This window comes from Methylophilus methylotrophus DSM 46235 = ATCC 53528 (assembly GCF_000378225.1).
GTDB classification, from domain to species: domain Bacteria; phylum Pseudomonadota; class Gammaproteobacteria; order Burkholderiales; family Methylophilaceae; genus Methylophilus; species Methylophilus methylotrophus.
The window spans coordinates 1,053,742-1,074,685 of sequence record NZ_KB905141.1; the positions used below are offsets into that span (position 1 = coordinate 1,053,742).

A 20,944-nucleotide genomic window follows, 5' to 3' on the forward strand; every position below is an offset into this window, starting at 1 on the left:
GGAAAATGAGAATGCCATGAAAAACATATTGTTGGTTTACGGCCATGCACTTAGCCATTGTGCGTTACGGGAACTGGTGAATGCCGATCCCAGCCTGCACCTAGCCCATGAAGTGGGCAGCGTCGGTGAAGCCATTGCGAATATACGCAAACAACGCTATGACCTGGTGATCCTGGATGTGTCAGCCCCGGAAAAAAATGGGCTGGAAACGTTTTGCGATCTCAAGCAACGTGCTCCCGAACTTGCCATTCTGGTCATCAACGGCAGTGACCACATGGATCGGATGGCACACTTTATCCGCCTGGGCTGTGCGGGCTACCTGCCCTACACGGCAAGCAGCCATCAAGTCCAGGCAGCCATTAAAACCATTGCCCATGGCCGTCCTTACCTGTTACCCGAGCAGGAAACCTTAAGCAGCAGGCATCCCATGGTGCATGAGCGGTTGTCTTTACGCGAACTGCAGGTGTTCTTCAAACTGATTAAGGGCCAGGCCGTCAACGCTATTGCGTTAGAATTGGCAATTGCCCCAGGCTCGGTGAGTGTCTTCCGCTCGAAAATACTCAAAAAAATGGAGGTGCCCAATAATGCTGCACTCATCCATTATGCCTTGGCTCACCAGCTGATTCCGCCCATGGGGGCAGTCAGCAAATCCATGATGCTGACTGCCTGAGGCAGGTTTTACATCTTCTTGATAGCAAACTGTAGCTGCTCAATGGCTTCCCAGGAGATCAGGGAACCGATCAGAATCACTGCAAACCCCAAGCCGGCAGTACACACAATAGCCAGGCTTAAGCTAAAAAGAGCACCCCGCTCGCGGATACCAAAGATATACCGTACGCCGCGATAGACTAGCAGGATAGAGATTAGTACGGCGACCGCATGCACCACCACGTTAAAGCTTAAACTGGGCACCAAAAAAAACAAGGAGGTCAGCCACAATGGTGTAGTTGCTAGCGCCATGACCAACAAGGCATCGCGGAAACTGGGCTTGACATTGACCATTTCGGCCAGGTTTTGCGTAATCCAAGCCATGGTCAGCACCACCACCAGTTGCAACACCAATAATTCCAGGCTGACCACCATCAAGCGGTTACCCGGCAAGTTGTCAAAGAACAACTGCGGATAGCTATTGTAAAGACGCAAATACATCATCAGGCAAGGAATTAATGACAGCGGCAATACATATAGCAGCATTAATTGCGAAACATCCGGTTTGTTGGCAGTCAGCAGCTTCGCGTCATGGCTTTTGGGGGAAACAAAGTAAAACAGGCGGATAGGATTCATGTTGTGCTCCTTCTCATCAACTCAAAAATATGGTCATCAATGCAATTGTGGCGAACCAAGCGGCCACAACACATCCCATTATGCAGAGAGGCCAGCATCAGGCACTACAAGGCAATGACTGATTTGGCTGTAGGAAAGCGCAACAGTGAGCTAGGAAAGGTCTGATAACCAAATCAGCCTATTCCTACGGCCTGCCACCGTCCCGTTACTTAAAATGTGATGAATTGACTGTCCAATGAACTGATTTGACGATTGATTTAACTAAGGAAATTTCATGGAACAATGGTTACACGCACATGCCTGGTTAGGCATCCCCCTTTATGAATGGTTATATGCCGCACTGATTTCTTCCCTGCTCTACCTGGTTTTCTACCAGGGATGGAAAATAGCCATCAGCAGGTTGTCAAAAATGGCGCAACGCACCTCCACCAGGCTGGATGACATCGCCATAGAGGTTCTGCAAGGCACACAGCAATTGACATTATTACTGCTGGCCACATTGATGGGGCTGCACGTGCTGGAGTTGCCAGACAAATGGGCAGCGCGACTGGACCATGTGCTATTCATCACCATCGGTATCCAGGCAGCCATCTGGCTCAACAGAGGCGTCGGCATCTGGGCGCGTGAACACCTGTCGTCTATTGACGGCCCCGCGCCAGGGGCTAATCCGGTGATGACGACGGTATTGTCATGGATACTACGCGTCTTCATCTGGTCAGTGGCATTGTTAACTGTGCTAGACAATGTCGGCGTCAATATCACGGCATTTGTTGCCAGCCTTGGTGTGGGCGGGGTGGCGGTTGCCCTCGCCGTGCAAAATATCCTGAGTGACCTGTTTGCTTCCTTATCAATTGGCCTGGACAAACCTTTTGAAGTCGGTGACTTTGTGGTGTTTGGGGATATTGCCGGGGTGATTGAACGCGTGGGCCTGAAAACAACCCGCATCAGGAGCATCAGTGGTGAGCAGGTCATCTGCGGCAATACGGAGCTCTTGAAAAATACCATCCACAACTATAAGCGCATGGAGGAACGGCGCGTTGTATTTACCTTTGGCATCAATTACGCCACGCCGCCGGAGACGATTGCCGACATCCCCGGCATCGTCCGTAAAGCGGTAGAGGCTTCCAGCAATACGCGTTTTGACCGGGCCCACTTCAAGGCATTCGGCGCCAGCTCGCTAGACTTTGAAATTGTCTACTTCATCACCTCCACAGACTTTAATGTGTATATGGATGTCCAGCAGAGCATTAACCTTTACCTGATGAAAGAATTCCAGGCACACGGGGTTGACTTTGCCTTCCCAACCATGACCCTCAACCTGCCTGAGCTGACCAGGGACAGTGCTGAAAACAATCCAGCACGACCATCGCCATCAAGGCAGAAAAGCGAGTCAGCCAAACACTAAACCGGTGAGGCGCATAAAGCAATTCCTACACCCATTTACGTATTCATCCGATGCATGCCTAGCAGCGCCGTAGGCATACTAAAACTTCATCATCACTATGAATACTTTTGGAGACGCAAGATGGACAATGAAGAGATTATTTCCACCCTCAATGACTTGATCGAAGTATCCAAAGATGGGGAAGAAGGTTTCCGTTCTTCGGCTGAAAATGTCGATGATCCACAATTAAAAGCCTTTTTCCTGCGTCGCTCACAGGAAGTGGCTGCCAGTGTGCAGGAGTTGCAGGAACTCGTGCGCTCACTGGGCGGTGAACCCGCTTCATCTACCAGTTTGAGCGGCACATTGCACCGACGCTGGATAGATATCAAAACGGCACTCACCAGTAACGACACGTTGGCAGTCTTGAATGAAACAGAGCGCGGTGAAGATGTGGCGCTGGCCACTTACCGCAGGGCAGCTGAAAAAGACTTGCCTACCCATGTGCGCTTTGTCGTGGTGCGACAGCTTGAAGGCGCCAAACGCAACCATGATGAAGTCAAACGCTTGCGGGATGCTGCCCGAGCAGAAGCTGCTGCCCATTAACAGCAAGTGGATGGATCATGGTTGAAATATAACGAAGCCTCGTCTACGACGGGGCTTCGTTTACGCCAAAAAGATTAAAACATCCTTGAGATTCCGGCCGTGATATTTTCAGGAGAATGACGTGAGCCACAGTACAGAAAAATGGGAGCAATTGACCAGCGAATGGGCAAACTCCCTCAAAAAAGCAAAAGTACGGCAAGCCATCATAGACGATAAAATGCATTCCTTCCTCAAAGGGAATGGATGCCTGCCTACTGATGAAGAACTAAAAATGGTAGAGCAGTTATGGGAACAACATGTTCAAGCCCGGAACAAGACTAACCGCTTTATCCAGGACGTCCTGTTAAACTATCTCCCTACAGATTAACCCTGTATCAAGGCTCTACATCTGCCCAGTCATGGGTGATCTGTTCCAGTGTGCGATTGGTTTTCACTATCCCGCCTTCGGTAGAGATCACCCAGCTGACCGGGATGTAATGGTGCTGACCTGAGTCATCTTTTTTCAGTTTGATCACATCATCGCTGACCAAATGGTCCACCACGGCCACATGTTCCGCCTGGGCGGTGGTGACAGGCATATCAGCTTTAATTTCTGCGGCATCAATCATGACAAAAATTCCTTTTAAACTAATGAGCCTCTACTTTGCCGTGCCCGCTTTTTCACGCCTAGACCATTCTGACTGAATTGCTTGTAAGAATCCTGAGAAGACTTCGCCGTCTTGATTATCTGACAAACAAGTCAGTTTGCGCCTGACGGTGTTTTCCCGGCGACATCCCTTAACATTAAAAATACTTCAAGATCATGCTTTGAAAGGCACTCCATGGCGATATTCAACATCACCGTTTGGCAAGGAAAACCCCATGAAGGCAGTCCAGTCTGGCAAGCCAATGTGCTGGCGCCGGATGTAGAAGAAGGCTACAGGATAGGCAAAACGCGTTTTGGCGTTGAAAACCCCGAATTGAAGTTGGAGGATTACACCATCGTCGCCGATGGCGACAGTGTGGAAAAATCCATCAGCGTTTAAATCTTTTGGAGGAGTATCCCATGAAAATTCACAGACAATTAACAGAAGAACGCCACAAACTGGGTGAGCTGATTGCAGATTTTGATATCGCGATGCTCACTTTCATGAACCACCAGGGCCTGTTGATCAGCCAGCCGATGGGGCCGATTGAAATGGATGATGACGGTGTGATCTGGTTCTTCACCGACCGCAGGTCAGAAAAGGTGGATCATCTGGAAACCCTTAACCTCTCATTCAGCGGCGAGCCTGATGGCATGTATGTTTCATTGTCCGGTCATGGTGAAATAGAGGTCAACCCTGCCCGCCAACAGGCTTTGTGGTCACCTTATGTGAGGCCCTGGTTTCCTGAAGGGCCTGATTCCCCGTCGCTGTGCCTGCTCAAATTTGTCCCTCATTTGGCAGAATATTGGGATGCACCTCACAGCAAGGTGGTCAGGCTGTTTGCTATGGTGGCCTCGATGGCGGCATCAAAGCCGATTGGGTTGGGTGAGCACGCCCGCCTGAATCATTTGTAAATGCATTTACCTGCTTAAACCCGGATTCTCCAGTAGGCGACTTGCAATCTACTTGAAAATCCGGGTTCAAAACCAACAACCCGGCAAGTGCCGGGTTGTTTGTAATGCAAGTTAACGCCTGGATTATTTGTTCATGACGTACATAGTCACTTCAAAGCCAAAACGCATTTCTGTCGCAGCTGGTTTAGTCCACATGGTCATTCTCCTTAAATAAGTTTTTGATCAATAGAGTGCATCTCGTTAGGAATCACTATACGCATAGTGCTAATTTAATGCTTGCGCAGCCTCCTTAAAAATCACTCATGATTTTACTTAGCTTCAGGCGCCCCTATTCGCCAATCGCGAAACCAATCCCGAACATAGTTTGTGCCTGGTTGTAATCGAGCAGGGAGACGCCATAGCCACTTGCCAGCATGGCATAAAAGCGCACACTTTCACTTTTGAGCGGTTTGTACTGCACATCAAACTTCACATATCCCTTGTTATCACTGCGCAAGTTATTGCGTAAAGTGACGCTGGCAGCCGTCGTATTGGCCTCGTTATCCCAACGCAAAACGGCGTCACCATACCCCATGTATTTGCTGATATCAGGGTTATCGTCATTGGACTTGCTTTCCGGGATACGCCACCATGGCCTGAACAACAGGCTGTAACGGTCATTCAATTGCCAGCCCCCCTGCAGGTAGACCCGGCTCCAGCTACGGGAGAGCGGCTCTGAGCGGCCATTGGATTCATGTACCACGCCCAGATTCAGCATATCCGGCATGACGGTCCACTGTTTAGGTTCTCCAGGCTTGTTTAAGCCTAATGACAGGATAAGCTCCGGGGAGTAATTGTGATCACGCATGGGGCGTGACTGGCTCGCGCTGTAGACCTGCCAAAAGGATTGCTGCGTATAGGCACCCCATAAACGGGCGCTATGCACCCATTGATTTTCAGGTAGCCAGTCTGACAAATTCAGGAGCTGGGTTTTCAGGCTGATCTGGAAGTGCAGGTCATTGTTATTTAAATCCCGGTCCTGCGTATTCGGCCTGGAAGGTGAGGTCGGCACATCATTCGGGTTATTGGAATAAGCCGCCACAATGTAATTCAGCTGGTGGCTCTCCAAGTCAGTAAAATGCAATTCATCCTGCGCATTCAGATGCCATTTGCGCGCGAGATACCCTGTTTTGGCATCTACCGTTTTCACCAGCGCTGCCTGTTTTGATGAGTGAATGGCAGCCACAGCGGGCCCCGATGCATATTGTTGTGCCACTTCATCAAAACATACCAAACGGCGACTGGCATCATCACTAAATTCTGTTTGGCAGGTGCGCAGTGCGTTTTGCATTTCGCTCGTGGTAGCAGCCTTAGCCTGCAATACCACGCAGCAGGCAAAAAAAATGAAGCTGCGCAGGAAAACAATGCGCAGGTTGCTAAGGTTTAACATAGGATTCCCCTTCTTTTCAGACCTGATCAAGGCGCCGGATTCATCATGGTCAGATGCTGTTGTTCGATCGCATTTAATACATCATCGCTCAGGCGTACCTGGTAAGCGGCAATGTTTTCCTGCAGCTGGGTCATACTGGTCGCGCCGATAATCGTCGTGCCGACAAACCAGCGGTGATACACAAAACTGAGCGCCAGTTGTGCCGGTGTCAGGCCATGGGCACGCGCAAGCTCGGCATAGGCTTTAGCTGCGGCGGGCACACCCGGCTTTTTATATCGCTGGGCATAGCCCAGGAACAAGGTGACCCGGCCAGGGGTGGCAGGATCAACCACATACTTGCCAGTCAGGTGACCAAAAGCCAGCGGCGAATAGGCTGCCAGGCTGATGCGCTCACGGTAAAGCACCTCGGTCATGCCAAACTCCATGCCACGGTTCATCAGGTTGTAGCAGTTTTGCAGCACTGCAATCCGCGGCAAGCCCTGCTCGCGGGCAACGCGCAAAAACTCCATTACGCCCCAGGGCTGCTCATTACTCAAGCCTATCGCCCGTATCTTGCCTTCGCGAATCAATTCATCCAGGACTTCAAGCTGGGTCTGGATTGGCACCCAGGCCTGTTGCTGGCCATTGGCATCCAGTTCTGCACTGGGGTCAAACTGGTACTGGCCGAACATGGGCACATTGCGTTCAGGCCAATGCAGGTAAAGCACATCCAGGTAATCGGTTTGCAAGCGCGTCAGGCTGTCATGCACGGCCTGACGGATATTGGCACGATCCATGCCGGTTGGGCCGCCACGGATCCAGTGCATGCCACGCCGTGGACCAGCCACTTTACTGGCCAACACAAAACGGTCCCGGCGCTGAGTCTTGATCCAGTGACCCAGTATGGTTTCAGTCCGCGTCACCGTCTCTGCCCGCGGCGGCACCGGATACATCTCAGCCGTATCTATAAAATTAATACCTTGCTCTAATGCAAAATCGAGCTGGCTGTTAGCGTCTTGCTGGGTATTCTGGTCACCAAAGGTCATGGTGCCGAGCGTCACTTTTGAAACATGAATGCCGCTGTCACCCAAATATGTAAAATCAATCAATGTAACACCTGTTTTTCTGTGGGTACTTGAATTACGATGCTGGAAACCGCTTCTGGTTCCTTTTGTGCAGGCAGTGTCCAGCCTGCCTCCTGACTGGCAATCATGAGCATGCGGCTGATCGCCAGCACCAACTGCCGGTTCAGGTCCATGTTCACGTTCACGCCATTGGCACAGACCAATTGCATATTGTTCAACTGGTCATTAATGGAAACAAACCGGGCCTCAACCACCAACAGCACCTGATCACTGACCATACTGGGCCTTTGCTGGTAAGCCGTCTCAAAATCCAGATGATCCAGTTGCTGGACCGCTTCGGCTTCTTGTTCAAACTGGCGCGTGGCGTCAACAAGGGACTGCGCACTTTCCGGCACCGATGCAGCCACTGGTAAATGTGCCTCGCGGTTAAACATCTTGAAGATTTCCCGTGCCACCCGGTAGGTAATCCATAACTGGACTTCCTGCTCCGGGCTGACAGCGGTTTTCAACAGCAAGCGGTCTTGCTGCCGGTCATAAGAAAGATTGATCTGCTGTATGGATTGCTGTTGCATGGGGATACACGATTTGCAAACGGTCATGGATAGCATACCGCAGTCAGGTAGCAGCTACCTAATACTATCCGCGATAACGCCCGCCAAAGATACACTCCGATACAAAACCGCCACGCTATTGCCGGATAAATTTGCGTATGCTTTTGTCTGACAAAACAGCAGTAGTTCCGACGGAGGCGATATGATTTCACACAAAAAATTATTACTTACCAGCTTGCTCGCAAGCCTGGCACTGGTCAGCCAAGTCTCTCATGCGCATCCGCCCGGCCATGGTGGCTGGCGTGGCAATGTCGGCGTGTATTTCGGCTCACCCTACCCGTTCTATCCTTACCCTTACGCGGCTTATCCTTACCCCTATGTGTATAGCCCACCGGCGGTGATTATCACGCAGCCACCGCAACCCCAGGTCTATATTGAGCAAGGCAGCGGTAGTACCGCACCCGCACAAACCAATCCTCCAGCGAGTGCCAGCAGCGGTAATGGGCAAGGCTACTGGTATTACTGCGAGCAGTCTGATGGTTATTACCCCTACGTGAAAGAATGCCCGGCGGGCTGGAAACAGGTGACGCCATCCCCCCCACCCGCCACCTCGGCCAAATAGGGTAACGTCATGACTATTTACCCAAAGTTGAGCATCTTAGCAGTGCCGCTAATACTATCTGCCTGCGCGACAAACCCGACCGGCCCCAGCAATATGGCGCTACCAGGCACGGGCAAAGACTTTAGTGTGTTCCGAGACGATGACCTATCCTGTCGCGATTTTGCCTTGACGCAAATTGGTGGCAAAACCGTCAACCAGCAATATGATTCCAGCCTGGCGGCTACCACCGCCGTCGGAACCGTCGTCGGTGCCGCCATCGGCGCCGCCGCAGGCGGTGGTGAAGGCGCAGCCATCGGCGCAGGTGTGGGGGCGTTATCTGGCGGCGCCATCGGCGCCAATACGGCCTCTGTCAGCGGCATGAACGCGCAGGACAAATATGACAATGCCTACTATCAATGCATGTATGCGGCCGGGCATAAAATCCCGGTACCCGCCAGCATGGCAAGAACCTATTCGCAGGGGACAAACACCGCACCACCGACTGGTGGCACCAGCTATTATCCTCCGCCTCCGCCACCACCCGGCTATCAGCGTTAGCCAAGCAATCAGGCAGTCATGTGCTGCCTGAATTTATCCAGCTATTCATCAGTCCGAGTCAGCGTTAGGCGGGTCATCAGTTTGACCGCATAGGCATTAAAAACGGTGAATGCACATTGTCGCTATCGCAAACTTAACATGTCTATCCTGGTCGTAGAGAGATGCGAACCATCAAAACCTTTTTCATCCTCCTGCTCGCGTTTTCAATCATGAGTTGTAGCCTGGTTAAGACCGCTTACAACAACGCACCTGCACTGATCGCATGGCGGTTGGATCATTATTTTAATTTCAGCGAAGCGCAAAAAGCCAAACTGAAACCCGTACTGCAGGACTTGCATGCATGGCATCGTAAAAACGAGTTACCACGTTATGCGTCGTTGCTGGATGAAATACACGATGATCTCAACCATGATATAAGCGCACAAACTGCCTGCCAGCGCATTGAATCCATCAAATTAAATGTGCAAACGCTTCAAACAAAAATCATCCCTATTATTGTTGACGTCGCCGAGACACTAAGTGATAAGCAACTGCAGTATTTGCAGAAAAAGCTGGAAAAACGCAACCAGGAATGGAAAGAGGAATGGTGGCAGGAAACGGCCGAAGAGCAACAGGAGGTCAGGTTGGAAAAATCCACGGATTTTGCTGAAAAGGTCTATGGTGATTTAAACGAAAAGCAAATAAACCTTTTAAAACAGGCCATTGCCAAGAGTGACATTGATCCGGCCATCACCTACTCTGAAATTTTGCGGCGCGACGAAGATACGCTAACTATCCTCAAGGCATTACGAGATCCTAGCTTGTCAAATGAACAAAAATGGCAACTGGTGCGTGCAGGTTTTGATCGTATGCAAACCAGCCCCAATTCGGCCTACCAGGCTTATATCGATAAAGTAACTCAGCTCACATGTGACACCATCGCAAGCCTGCATGCCACTACTACTACCAAACAACGCTTGCATGCGCAACGATGGGTAGAGAATTACAAAACGCAATTCACTCAGTTGCAAAGCAAATGATCTTGACGCGTTTGACACAGCTGTCATGATGGCTAAGAGTTGAGTCTAGCATCTACTCCAGGCGAGCAAACTCTGTCAAAAAAACAGGCAGCTTTCAAGCTGCCTGTTTCGTTTTCACTCAGGGGATTAAATCAACATACCGCCAGAAGCTTCAATGCGTTGCGCATTCACCCAACGGTTATTCTCCGACAACAGGCTGGCAATCATGGGGCCAATATCATCCGGCACACCCACACGGCCAAGCGCTGTTTGCGAAGCAATATAAGCATTCACCTCTTTGTTATCGCGCACCAGACCCTGACCAAAGTCAGTTTCAATCGCCCCCGGGGCCACCGTGTTCACCGCAATCTGGCGTGCGCCAAGCTCTTTGGCCATATAACGCGTCAATACCTCAATGCCGCCCTTCATGGCCGCATAAGCGCTGTAACCTGGCAATGTGAACCGTGCCAGGCCGCTGGAAATATTGATGATGCGGCCGCCATCATTGATGAGTGGCAGCAACTTCTGCGTCACGAAGAAGGTGGATTTCAGGTGAATATTCACCATATCATCAAATATCTGTTCAGTCGTTTCGACAAAGGGGGCGGTGAGGCCGGTCCCTGCATTGTTCACCAAGAAATCAAATTTTTCTGCCTGAAAGTGAGATTGCAAGGCTTGTTTCAAGCTATTGGCAAACGCATCAAAGGTCCTCACTTGCGCCACATCCAGTTGCAAGGCCACCGCCTTGCGTCCCAACGCAGCAATTTCCTCTACCACTTCCTGTGCAGCCGCCTGCTTGCTCTGATAGGTCAATACAACGTCTATCCCCTGTTTGGCCATCGCCAATGCCGTATTTTTACCCAAACCACGGCTACCACCTGTAATCAATGCAATTTTGCTAGTCATGCTCGTTCTCCTGTGTTGATGAAAGATGTGCGTAGTTTATTGATCTTGAAATTAAAGATAAATTAGACGATAGTGACTATACTGTTCACTATCAACGAACAATTAACTCACCATGATAGACAGCACTGAAAGCCTGAAACGCTTTATGCGCGTGGCCGAACTCGGCAGCTTTACCAAAGCGGCGGATAGCTTAAACCTGCCCAAAGCCAGCGTTTCACAAGCCATACAGCAACTGGAAACCAGGCTACAAACGCAGCTGTTTCATCGCACTACACGCAAGGTGCAACTCACACCTGACGGGCAACTGTTTTATGAAAAAAGCAAAGACGTGTTAAGTGAGATAGAAGAACTGGAAACCCTGTTCATCAGCGATGACAGCCAGATCTCCGGTGTGGTCCGGGTGAATATGTCGCAACCCATGGCCAGGCATTTGGTGATTCCCGCCCTGCCCGCATTTTTGCAGCGCTACCCGCGCCTCAATATTGAAATCAGTAGCGAAGACCGAAAAGTGGACCTGGTCAGCGAGGGTTACGACTGTGTGGTCAGAACCGGTGAGGTTGAAGAATCCGGCATGATCATGCGCAAGATAGGCGAAATGCAACAAAGCAACTTTGTCAGCCCGGCCTATCTTGCCCAATACGGCACGCCTAAAAGCATTGCAGATTTGCAGCAACATTATTTGATTCACTACCAAACCAGCAGCAATAACCGCTTTGACGCGTTTGAATACCAGCAGGAGGGCAAACTCCATAGCATTAAAATGCCCAGCCGTATTTGCGTCAATAACACCGACACTTATCGCGCCGCCTGTGCTGCCGGACTGGGGATTATGCAAGCGCCAAAGCTGGGGGCAATGGCGATGCTCACTAGTGGGCAATTAGTTGAAGTGCTGCCAACATTTACAGCCCCAAACATGACGGTCTCACTTTTGTTTCCGAACCGTCGCAACTTATCAAAGCGTGTGCGGATTTTTATGGATTGGCTGATCGAGATCATTCAATCACATTTGTAAAAAACTTATTTACTCCTCCAACCCATCCAGCTTTTTAGGCTGAAACTCATAGCTCAAAGTTACAAAAGCAGACCTTGGCGCACCGATTCCTAAGAAGCTGCTCCCTTGCCAATCGGCGCTGTTATAGTTAAAGCCGCTTTGGCCAATAACGCCTCGAATAGATGGAGAAAATGCGTTTAAACCAAGACGCCCTGCACTGGCATATTCTTTATCAAACAAGTTGTTAATCCTTAGACCCAATGTCCACTCAGGGTTAAGTTTGTAAGTTGTATTGAAGTTAACCACGGCATAACCATCTGTTTTACCTTCACCAAAATCTGCTCGCTGCACAGTACATGTAGTAGTGCCTCCATTACAAAAAGGACCTGTAATCGGTGAAGCGGGGCCCGCTCGATGCTTGTTGTTTTCATTGCCTCGAATAAATGCGTCAGAATGTGCGACTACATTCAAGCCAACACGCCAAGAATTGGTAATATCATAGGTAAAATTTGCGTTCAGATTATGCAAAGCAACACCTGGTATACGGTCACCAGGATTAACTGTGATTTGTTGATAGTTACCTTCTCCCGTTTGGGTCACAATATCGTAGACGTTACCGGCAGTACTGTTACTAGGACTGGCAAGCTTAAACTTGGACTGAAAAGTTGCATCTGTAAGTGCATAGTTAATCCCCCAGCTCGCTTTACCCCATGTTCCTTTAAGACCCATCTCAAGACCCCGTCTGCGAGTGTCTCCCACGTTCTGGAAATAGCTACTGGTAGCATTAATTGCTACAAAGTAAATGTCGTCTGTGAGGTCAGTTTGGTACAGCGCCGCGTTCCATTGAATATTGTCTGTGAGTTGACCACGTGCACCAACCTCATAGCTGGTCGAGCGCACTTGTTTTAGGTAAGGGTCTCCCGATAGTGCACCAGGCAAATTACATACACGTTGCTCACTTGTAGATCTTGGTCTATACAATGGATTTCCGTTGGCATCATTCCCTTGGAAAACCGGTGTTGGATCATAGGCACAACCTAACTCAATGACGGTGGGAGTTCTGGCTCCGCGTCCCAGATTGGCATAGACATTCAAATCCTCTGTAGCTTGCCAAGTCACACCAATCGAGGGGTTGAAGGAGCGGTATTTGAACTTTTCTTTTTCAGGAGGTCGCAAAGTTGCAATATTTTGCCCGTTTGCGTCGAGTGGAAAAGTGCTGGGGTCGAATGGAAGGATAGAGCCCAATCCAGTTGGGCATTCGGAAGCGTCAATAGTGCCGTCGTTATTATTATCAGTACATAGTGTGAGGAGGTTTATGTAATTTAATATCGTGTTGACATCGCTGAATGATGAGAGCCGGGCCACCGCGAGTTGGTTATCGACATAACTGCGGTTATAGCGCGCTGAGACAGTAAAATTGAGTGTCTTTGTAGGAGACCAGGTTTCACTGGCATAAAAGCTTTTAGTTAGGCTATTTCCCTTAAAGTCATTTAACCCGTAACCTCTTTCCGCCGCATTTGCATAATATTCCCAACCCAATAATTCCGGGGCTACAAATGCGCGTCTATTAGCATCCAGCAATCCAAGATACTGTTTGCTCTCATAGGTGGTATCTGCCTTATCTAAAGAAGCACCCATCATGAATTTATGCTTCTCTAAATTCCAGTTCAATTGTAACGACGCGCCTTTGCCTAACTGATCTACCTTAGTATCGGTGAATAATGCTGTGGGCGTACCCTCAATGTAGCCGGTAGTTGCCAAAGGCCCACTTGCATACTTGCCATCTCTGAAAAATGGATTGCCATTAGCATCCAATACCAACGGGGCTCTTGTAGCATTTTGGGATAAACCGCCTGCGCCACCTAAAGAAGGTGGCACATTCGCTTCATTTATTGGGGTTAATAACTCAAAATAATCATGGTAGAACCCATTGTTATCGGTATAACCACCCAAAGTCCCTGATGTGCCTTGAGTGCCAACAATATCGTAATAAAAGCTGTTATTTCCAGTGCCAGGGTGCAGAGTATTAGCTACCAAACCATAATTATTGCCTATGCCTGCCAAAATTTTGCCGTAATTAGCAAAAGCAAACCTTACGCGCTGTTCATAATCAGCGGTGACGGGGGCATTAAATGCATTGGGAACTGTTGATGGCTGATTGATATCGTCATTATTCCTTCTTGGATCAAATGTCCAATTCCATACAGTATTCCCCGACCCGTCAGCAGCAGGGACTTGAGCCTGATTGGCGTTAGCTTGCGTATTAAAGTTTGTGCCATAAGCTAAGTTATTGATATCAAAACCAGGATCTCCTTCTGCAATCCCATTTACGTCTAGCGCTCTTCCAGAAGCATCTGCCGCTACGTTATACGCATAATCGTTATAATCTGGCAGCCCATCTCGATTAATGTCAGGCAAACCATACAGCAATTGACGACTGGGATCATTAGCAGTTGCGCTATTTGGACGTCCAGCCGTACCGCCGAAATTCTCATTGACATCGGACATATGCGACTTGCGCTTGCTATTGCGGTTATAGACCTGTGCCGTGATGTTGAAAGTGTCAGTCACATCCCATATACCTGATAGCTGGAATTGGAACAGGTTGTTTCTGCTCTCATCAGGTGATGTGTACACTTGCTTCGGGTTTTGATCGACCATCTGCTGTGGTAACAAACCGTTACCAGTCAATTTATTTCCAGCATACAAGCCAGAAAAACTAAGCCGGGCGCGTTCGTTTTGCCATTCAGCTTTACCAAATATCTGGTTGACCTTACTCGGCGAATTTTCTCGCCAACCATCCTCAAGGAAAAAGTTGCCAGATAAGAAACCAGCGATCACACCATTGTTGTTACCAGCGGAGATTTGCAGCTGTTTACGGCCAAATGAACCTGTCAGCACTTCAGCATCCAGCGTTTTGCCATCAAAACCACTCTTCGTACGCATGGTGAGCGCACCACCCAGTGTGCCCAATCCATAAATTGGATTGGAACCTGGAATAATTTCGAGACTGGATAAGGCATTCATCGGAATCATGTCCCAGTTCACCACGTCACCAAAAGGTTCGTTGACGCGAATGCCATCTAAAAATACTGAGATACCTTGTGCCGTGCCCAGTTGCGGTGAGGCTGTGAAACCACGGTACTGCAAGTCCATTTGGAATGGATTGCTTTGATAATCATTGACCGTGACGGATTGTAGCTTCTGGTTCATCAAGTCAGTGATGGTTAGGGTATGCGCCTCTTTAATATCTTTGGCTGTCAGAGATTGCACGTTGCCAGGGATTTCTTCTTTGGTCAGTGCCAAACCAGGCATGGGGCCCACCTCGTAGAACTTCTTGGCACGCACCTCAACCTTGTCGAGGTCCAAGCTAGACTTTGCTTCACGGTTTTCAATCCCGGATTTAACAGCCCGTTGGATCAATATTTTTTCGCCTTCAACCTTCCCTTGTAGGCCTGTGCCATCGAGCAACCTTTTAATGGCTTCTTTGCGAGTCATACGACCTTTCACAGCGGGGGATTTTTTGTCGACAATGAGTGCGCTATCTACCGTGAGCGATAAATTGCTCTGGATAGCAAACTGGCGAAGCGCAGCGGCTAAGGGCTGTGCTGGCAGGTCTATATTCAGAGGCAAGGCAAAGCTCTCTTCTTGCTCGCCGGGCAATGCAGTATTGAGTTCAGCATGCAGGACTGCTGGCATATTCAGGCCAATGAGTGCCGCCAGTACGGTGGTTTTAAGCGTGTTATTTTGCATGGGTCGTCCGTCAATTACAGGTCTTGTTAAACATGTAACTGGCGGGCGGGCAAAATGCCTGATATACGTGACTTAAAAGAAATGTAAAGTACTACCGTTTAGGCTCGATCTGCAGTGCATTGTCTTTTCGCTTCAAGCTCACCGGGAGTGATTGCGGCAAGGTTTGAATAAAGCTTTCAACCTCAGCGACTTTAACGACCGCATTGACTTTAGGCGTTTGATCGCCAAAGAACATGGCCTTGACGGTTGGGTTACGGTAACGCGACAAGGTATCGGCGACTTCAAACATATCGGCACGGTCAAAAATGATGCGGCCACTGGTAAAGCTGAAGCTATCCGCCGCATTGCGGTTGACCTTGTGCGGTGCGCTCATTGGCTCAATCTCGGCCACCTCACCATTATGCAGGATGACTGCTTGCTCGCTGCCATCTGCACGGGCTACCTGTACGCGGCCATGGTCGACACTGATACGTACTTTTTTACTGAGCTGGTTGACGGCAAAACGCGTGCCCAATACGGTGACTTTGGCTTGCGGAGTTTCAACCACAAATGGGCGGTCTGGGTCTTTGGTGACCTCAAAAATGGCTTCACCACGGCTGAGTTTCACCAGGCGCTGATGGCGGTAGAACACAATCTCCATGGCGCTATTGGCGTTGGCCGTGACGACCGAGCCATCATCAAGCGTGCGTTTAAGCATTTGTGCGACAGCGGTGGTTTGCACCTCGCTGGAGAGTGGCGCAGCCTGCCACTGCATATATTGCGTGCGGCCTAATAGGCCCAAGCCTGCACAGACAAGCATCACGGCCAGGCCAGAGCCCAGTTTGGAGATTTTTTTGCGGCGGGCTGTTTGCTCAAAATAGAGTTTTTGCGAGAGCGCATTAGAGAGCTCTTTGAGCCTGGCGGTAGAGCTAAAGTCTTCCATCGTGGCTTCAACCATCTGGTAGGCCGCCTGATGCCTGCGGTCTGACAGCAACCAGACTTCAAAGGTCGTCCGCTCGGGGGAGTCTGGCGCGACTTCACGCATACGCACATACCAACGCGCCGCCGCTTGCCTGATCATGTCCTCGTGCTTGTGGCTCATCACACGTTTGCCTCTATGAGCTCGCGTGCACTGCTTAAATCAATGATGGCACGCATCACGTGACGCTCGACCATGTTTTTGCTAATGCCCAGCGCCGCCGCAATCTCGGTTTGAGTATGCCCTTCTACGCGGTACATCCAGAACACCTGGCGGCAACGTGGTGGTAGTTGTTCCAGAATCTGCTGGATCATCTCCAGCCGCTGCTTGATGTCACTGAGCTGCTCCACGGACAAGGTTGGCGTATCCAGCCATTCGCGGTTAAGACCTATTTCAGCTTCCAGGGAAACAAACCGTTGTGCGTGATGATAGCTGTCCACAATCAGGTTTTTGGCAATGCTACGCATGTAGGCATGCGGCTCGGCATCCTTGTTGGCACTGCCGGAAATGGTATAGCGGATCAAGGCATCATGCAGGATATCTTTGGCCAGGTGCGGACACGCAACCTTAAAGCGTATATAACTGAGCAAATCGGTATACGCCCATTGCAGATTAATGCCACACCAAACCATTGTTTTATCCATGCTCCTTATTGGCAAAATGTGTGCCACCAAATCATGCACGCTTTTACTTGCTATGCGCGAACCTGCATCTGATATTGATGCTTATCAACCACCAACATGGCTGATATCAACCATATCCAGCATGTAAAAAAATCCCCCATGTTTTGCCGGAGGAAAGAATGGCAAACCACAGGGGGTAGAGAACAGACGTTACCGTTGAGCGAAAGTGAGGGATATACTTTCTAAATAACGCCTGGCTTCGGGAAACCGCGAACGGATCACTCCAGCTTGAAAGCGACTGGTATTGTTATTTTGAAGCTTTTCTTTTTTAAACTGTCTTTCACGCCAAGTTGGGCAATCGCCTTTTTCACCATGCGCATGGCTTCTTCATCCAGCGGCACATGCTTGCTGCTATCTGCCAGTGACACATTCACCAACTCACCTTTTACAAACTGCGCGACCACAGTCGCTTCACCTTCGAGATGACGGCGGATGGCGATCGGCGGATATTGTTTGCTTTTATTCACCAGCGAGCGCAACTGCTCGCCATAGTCACCCCAGGCATCATTGTCACTCGCACTGAGTTCGTCTGTTTCTGCAGTGGAAGTGGCCACCGGAGCCGCCGTTGGTTTGGCTTCTTTGGCAGTGCTTTCACTGCTTGTCGCTGATGTATGCGGCGCAGTGTCGGCTGTATTGCTGGTAGCAGGGGCCGGGGCAGGCTCAACCTTGGCTGGCGGCTGCACAGGCTGCTCCTGCACACGGTAATCCGAGTCATTGTGACTAGGCGTCGCCAGCACCGGCTTGGGTGTTTCCACGGGTGTCACTGGCTTTACCACGGACTTGGGTTCCGCTTTTGGTGGTTCCGCAGGTTTGGGAGTCTCCACCGGCGGCGAAACCTGTTGTACTGCAGGCGCAGGGGCTTTGATCGAAAAAAACTCGATTTCCATGCGCTCGGGGATAGCTGGCAATGTAATCTGGCTCAATTTTGGATAAATCATCGCCACCAGCAGATGCAACCCCAGCGACACTGCCACTGCTCGCCAAAGCAGTGAGTCATTGTGTGCTTGAGGATAAATCAGGGTGGTCATGCCAATTTATTTCCGGGACTCTGGCGACATGACAAAACTGAACTTGCTGATGCCTGCTCGCTGTATCGCTGCCAGCACTTTTGCCACCATGCCATACTGCGCATGTTCATCGGCATAAATTTCTACCGCCGGATCATGCTTTTGCTTTAACGTCCCCAACTCTGTAGTCAGGCTATCAAGCGGCATATTTTTCTGGTCCAGGAACACATCCCCGGTATCTGTCACACTGATATGCGCGGTTTTGGGCACCGTCACCGCCACCTCGGCACTGGCCTGCGGCAGCTTGACCTTGACGGCATTCATCAGCAACGGCGCTGTGACGATAAACACAGTCAGCAATACCAGCATCACATCGACCAGCGGCGTCACGTTGATTTCGCTCACTAAGTCTTCACTCTCACTTTCACTAAACATGGCCATGGTATTAACCCTCCGCGCCAGATTGTGTCAGCAGCGATTGAAAACGGCTGGCGACCTGCTCCATCTCAGCCCTGAGCACCTTCTGCTTGCGCATAAAGTAGTTGTACGCCAGCACGGCGGGGACTGCAGTGGCAATGCCAATGGCTGTAGCAATCAAAGCTTCCCCAATCGGCCCAGCCACCACATCCAGGCCAGCAGAACCGGTCGCTGTAATGGTACGCAGCGCGTTCATAATGCCCCACACAGTACCGAACAAGCCGATAAAGGGCGCAGTAGAACCGATGCTGGCCAAGATGGCCACGCCACCATCCATGCGCTTTTGCTCCAGGTAGGCTTGCTGCTTGAGTGAGAGCAAAATCACTTCCTGGCGCTCATTTCTGCGAAGTACAGAGTTGGCCATCGCCTCGTTCATGGCCCGCATACCTGCATCACACAACCGCGCAAAGCTGCTGTTGCTGTGCGCAATCAATTTGGGCAACTCGTAAATGGTTTTAACATGCTGCCACTCGGTGAGGAATTGATTAGACTCGCCCCCTGACCTGTACCAAGCCCAACCCTTAAACAGAATGATGGACCATACTAGGACTGATAACCCGCCCAGCAAATACAACACAACATCTACAATATCCGGTACCAAATCCACAATTCACTCCGTCAGTCACGTTCAACCCGGGCATTTTTAAACACAAGGAAAATAACCCGAAAAATTAGGGAAAGTTTCCTATTCACTCCCTCTCAATTGTTTAATCGTTGGGAGAGCTAAAAGCCTGATGTCATTAACATAACTTTACACATATGCCTAAAAAAGAAGCTAAAAGCAGTGAATTAGCGATAAAAAAGGAAACTACATGCTTGCGGCGTTACTGCTGATGGGTGGTGGCACATAGACAAAATACCACTCGCCGTAATAGCGCTTGTTATTCAAATGCTCAAGGTTGCCGCGATAGCCTTTGGTTTTAAAAGGCGGCTTGTCTGACAAGCTGTAAATGCCCATGATGCCGCCACTGGGGGCTTCTACAATGCCCCAACCTTCGCGTTGCGTGATGGGGTCCAGATACATCTTGCGCAAATGACGGCGTGCCGTGGGGAAGCGCGTATCTTCGTGCAGGGCTTCCAGCGTAGGCGGGTAGGTTTTGACTACGCCAGGCGTCTGGTTGTAGTAGCGGCCAATAGCGTCACGATAAGCCAGTCCAACCTTAATCAGCTCTTGCTCACGTTCACGTAGCACCTGGGTTTGCCAGCGCATGCTGGCTTGCGCCATCACCAGACCACTGAGCATGATCATCATAAACATGCCGATCAATACAAAGCCACTGCAGAAAGGCTTACCACAACGCATACGGCGTCCCGTCCTCGGACAGTAATGCCGAGCCACTGTGCACATCAAACACACTGCCCTGCTCGTCTATATTAGGTGGCAGTGTAATCACCCAGGTGTCTGTGCGCTCGGTGATGGGGTCGGGCGGAATGGCTTTGAGGTATTGCCGTTCGACCAGCTCATCCAGCGTGTCGGGGTAACGGTTTTTATCGCTATAAAACTTGTCGATGGCATCGCGCATGGTCAGCAGGTCATGACGCAGGCTGGTTTCCTTGGAACGTTGCAGCATATGCATAAACTTGGGCGTGACGATGGTCAGCAGCATGGCCAGGATCGCTAGTACGACCAGCATTTCAATCAGGGTGAATCCGCGTTTCATCAACTTACCACTCACTATAAGGTTGCTGGTTGATGCCGATGGCTGGCGAACGCGAGGACACGTCATAGACATCTTTGGCCATCTCGTCGATGGCACCATCATAGGCACGGATACGCCAGGTCTCGGCATTGCTTTGGCCCACGTCGGCCGCAAACGGGTCGCGCGGGATACGCCGCAAAAAAAACAGTTTTTTCTTTTTGGGATCCTGGGCATTTTCAACACCGCTGACCAGGATTACCAGACTAGGCGGATAACCACTGCCATCGGCTGTTTTCTTGATCAACCCCTGGTCCGCCGCGTCTTTATAGGCATCCAGTGCATCGCGGATTTGCCACAAGGCACGCTTGAGCTCACGCTCTTTTTCGCGCTTGGTATTGAGTTGCACGACTGGACTGGCTGAGGTCACCAGCAAGGCGAGCAAGGCCAGTGTTACCAATAACTCGACCAGAGTGAACCCTCGAGTGTAGCGTTTCCCCATCACCAATACCTGCCTGCC

General features: G+C 50.2%; 26 protein-coding genes. 10 read left to right on the forward strand and 16 right to left on the reverse strand.

The features are described 5' to 3' along the window. Nucleotides 1-16 precede the first annotated feature (16 nt). Nucleotides 17-670 (forward strand): response regulator transcription factor, encoded by a 654-nt coding sequence (locus F463_RS0105180; RefSeq protein ID WP_018985993.1) that lies wholly within the window; start codon nt 17-19, stop codon nt 668-670. A gap of 8 nt (nt 671-678) precedes the next feature. Here F463_RS0105180 and F463_RS0105185 read toward each other — a convergent pair whose 3' ends face one another. Next, a complete protein-coding gene (locus F463_RS0105185) occupies nt 679-1,284 on the reverse strand; it encodes a YIP1 family protein (RefSeq protein WP_018985994.1) in 606 nt (201 codons plus the stop codon). 274 nt (nt 1,285-1,558) lie between these two features. Here F463_RS0105185 and F463_RS0105195 point away from each other — a divergent pair, with 274 nt between their 5' ends. The 3 genes from F463_RS0105195 (at nt 1,559) to F463_RS0105205 (ending at nt 3,638) form a co-directional block, all read left to right on the forward strand. Continuing rightward, entirely contained in the window at nt 1,559-2,689 is a 1,131-nt protein-coding gene (locus tag F463_RS0105195; protein WP_018985996.1) for a mechanosensitive ion channel family protein, read from the forward strand. A gap of 120 nt (nt 2,690-2,809) precedes the next feature. Beyond that, on the forward strand, nt 2,810-3,271 hold the full coding sequence (locus F463_RS0105200; protein ID WP_018985997.1) for a PA2169 family four-helix-bundle protein: 462 nt from the start codon (nt 2,810-2,812) through the stop codon (nt 3,269-3,271). 121 nt (nt 3,272-3,392) lie between these two features. Next, entirely contained in the window at nt 3,393-3,638 is a 246-nt protein-coding gene (locus F463_RS0105205) for a hypothetical protein (RefSeq protein WP_018985998.1), read from the forward strand. A 7-nt stretch (nt 3,639-3,645) separates the two neighbouring features. Here the strand turns inward: F463_RS0105205 and F463_RS0105210 are convergent, their stop codons facing one another. Beyond that, nucleotides 3,646-3,879, reverse strand: a complete 234-nt coding sequence (locus F463_RS0105210; RefSeq protein WP_018985999.1) for a DUF2171 domain-containing protein — start codon at nt 3,877-3,879, stop codon at nt 3,646-3,648. A gap of 213 nt (nt 3,880-4,092) precedes the next feature. Here F463_RS0105210 and F463_RS0105215 point away from each other — a divergent pair, with 213 nt between their 5' ends. Together F463_RS0105215 and F463_RS14110 are read left to right on the forward strand one after the other, a co-directional pair. Next, nucleotides 4,093-4,296, forward strand: a complete 204-nt coding sequence (locus F463_RS0105215; protein WP_018986000.1) for a hypothetical protein — start codon at nt 4,093-4,095, stop codon at nt 4,294-4,296. A 20-nt stretch (nt 4,297-4,316) separates the two neighbouring features. After that, complete coding sequence (locus F463_RS14110; RefSeq protein ID WP_018986001.1) at nt 4,317-4,811, forward strand: pyridoxamine 5'-phosphate oxidase family protein; 495 nt, start codon at nt 4,317-4,319, stop codon at nt 4,809-4,811. A gap of 123 nt (nt 4,812-4,934) precedes the next feature. On the opposite strand, the gene pqqA is transcribed toward F463_RS14110, so the two are convergent. From pqqA to F463_RS0105235, 4 genes are all read right to left on the reverse strand, one after another. Then, nucleotides 4,935-5,006, reverse strand: coding sequence for a pyrroloquinoline quinone precursor peptide PqqA (gene pqqA, locus F463_RS15230; protein ID WP_081624291.1), 72 nt, complete (start codon nt 5,004-5,006; stop codon nt 4,935-4,937). Between the two features lie 133 nt (nt 5,007-5,139). Next, nucleotides 5,140-6,240 (reverse strand): phospholipase A, encoded by a 1,101-nt coding sequence (locus tag F463_RS0105225; protein WP_018986002.1) that lies wholly within the window; start codon nt 6,238-6,240, stop codon nt 5,140-5,142. Between the two features lie 26 nt (nt 6,241-6,266). Continuing rightward, the gene (locus tag F463_RS0105230) at nt 6,267-7,325 is read right to left on the reverse strand and encodes an aldo/keto reductase (RefSeq protein WP_026295324.1); all 1,059 of its coding nucleotides are present in this window, start codon (nt 7,323-7,325) and stop codon (nt 6,267-6,269) included. Beyond that, nucleotides 7,325-7,876 carry a hypothetical protein gene (locus F463_RS0105235; protein ID WP_018986004.1) on the reverse strand — a complete coding sequence of 184 codons (552 nt, stop codon included), beginning with the start codon at nt 7,874-7,876 and terminating at the stop codon, nt 7,325-7,327. Before F463_RS0105235 ends, F463_RS0105230 begins: the two co-directional genes overlap by 1 nt. A gap of 181 nt (nt 7,877-8,057) precedes the next feature. Here F463_RS0105235 and F463_RS0105245 point away from each other — a divergent pair, with 181 nt between their 5' ends. From F463_RS0105245 to F463_RS0105255, 3 genes are all read left to right on the forward strand, one after another. After that, nucleotides 8,058-8,477 (forward strand): hypothetical protein, encoded by a 420-nt coding sequence (locus F463_RS0105245; protein WP_018986006.1) that lies wholly within the window; start codon nt 8,058-8,060, stop codon nt 8,475-8,477. A 9-nt stretch (nt 8,478-8,486) separates the two neighbouring features. Further along, nucleotides 8,487-9,014: a YMGG-like glycine zipper-containing protein gene (locus F463_RS0105250; protein WP_018986007.1), complete on the forward strand. Its 528-nt coding sequence runs from the start codon at nt 8,487-8,489 to the stop codon at nt 9,012-9,014. A gap of 161 nt (nt 9,015-9,175) precedes the next feature. Beyond that, nucleotides 9,176-10,033, forward strand: coding sequence for a DUF6279 family lipoprotein (locus tag F463_RS0105255; protein ID WP_018986008.1), 858 nt, complete (start codon nt 9,176-9,178; stop codon nt 10,031-10,033). Between the two features lie 126 nt (nt 10,034-10,159). Here the strand turns inward: F463_RS0105255 and F463_RS0105260 are convergent, their stop codons facing one another. Beyond that, nucleotides 10,160-10,918, reverse strand: a complete 759-nt coding sequence (locus F463_RS0105260; RefSeq protein ID WP_018986009.1) for an SDR family NAD(P)-dependent oxidoreductase — start codon at nt 10,916-10,918, stop codon at nt 10,160-10,162. A 112-nt stretch (nt 10,919-11,030) separates the two neighbouring features. Here F463_RS0105260 and F463_RS0105265 point away from each other — a divergent pair, with 112 nt between their 5' ends. Next, entirely contained in the window at nt 11,031-11,930 is a 900-nt protein-coding gene (locus F463_RS0105265; protein WP_018986010.1) for a LysR family transcriptional regulator, read from the forward strand. 9 nt (nt 11,931-11,939) lie between these two features. Here the strand turns inward: F463_RS0105265 and F463_RS0105270 are convergent, their stop codons facing one another. The 9 genes from F463_RS0105270 to F463_RS0105315 all read right to left on the reverse strand — a co-directional run bounded on the left by F463_RS0105270 (nt 11,940) and on the right by F463_RS0105315 (nt 20,926). Beyond that, the gene (locus tag F463_RS0105270) at nt 11,940-15,662 is read right to left on the reverse strand and encodes a TonB-dependent receptor (RefSeq protein ID WP_018986011.1); all 3,723 of its coding nucleotides are present in this window, start codon (nt 15,660-15,662) and stop codon (nt 11,940-11,942) included. A 91-nt stretch (nt 15,663-15,753) separates the two neighbouring features. Continuing rightward, a complete protein-coding gene (locus F463_RS0105275; RefSeq protein WP_018986012.1) occupies nt 15,754-16,743 on the reverse strand; it encodes a FecR family protein in 990 nt (329 codons plus the stop codon). Continuing rightward, nucleotides 16,743-17,264, reverse strand: coding sequence for an RNA polymerase sigma factor (locus tag F463_RS0105280; RefSeq protein WP_018986013.1), 522 nt, complete (start codon nt 17,262-17,264; stop codon nt 16,743-16,745). Before F463_RS0105280 ends, F463_RS0105275 begins: the two co-directional genes overlap by 1 nt. A 257-nt stretch (nt 17,265-17,521) precedes the next feature. Next, nucleotides 17,522-18,331 (reverse strand): energy transducer TonB, encoded by an 810-nt coding sequence (locus tag F463_RS0105290; protein WP_018986015.1) that lies wholly within the window; start codon nt 18,329-18,331, stop codon nt 17,522-17,524. Nucleotides 18,332-18,337: 6 nt separating this feature from the next. After that, nucleotides 18,338-18,751, reverse strand: coding sequence for an ExbD/TolR family protein (locus tag F463_RS0105295; RefSeq protein ID WP_018986016.1), 414 nt, complete (start codon nt 18,749-18,751; stop codon nt 18,338-18,340). Nucleotides 18,752-18,755: 4 nt separating this feature from the next. Continuing rightward, the gene (locus tag F463_RS0105300) at nt 18,756-19,394 is read right to left on the reverse strand and encodes a MotA/TolQ/ExbB proton channel family protein (protein ID WP_018986017.1); all 639 of its coding nucleotides are present in this window, start codon (nt 19,392-19,394) and stop codon (nt 18,756-18,758) included. 201 nt (nt 19,395-19,595) lie between these two features. Continuing rightward, nucleotides 19,596-20,090, reverse strand: coding sequence for a type II secretion system protein (locus F463_RS0105305; protein WP_018986018.1), 495 nt, complete (start codon nt 20,088-20,090; stop codon nt 19,596-19,598). Next, nucleotides 20,077-20,463, reverse strand: a complete 387-nt coding sequence (locus F463_RS0105310; RefSeq protein ID WP_018986019.1) for a type II secretion system protein — start codon at nt 20,461-20,463, stop codon at nt 20,077-20,079. Before F463_RS0105310 ends, F463_RS0105305 begins: the two co-directional genes overlap by 14 nt. Beyond that, on the reverse strand, nt 20,453-20,926 hold the full coding sequence (locus tag F463_RS0105315) for a prepilin-type N-terminal cleavage/methylation domain-containing protein (RefSeq protein ID WP_018986020.1): 474 nt from the start codon (nt 20,924-20,926) through the stop codon (nt 20,453-20,455). The genes F463_RS0105310 and F463_RS0105315 overlap by 11 nt, the downstream gene beginning before the upstream one ends. Nucleotides 20,927-20,944: the final 18 nt, after the last annotated feature.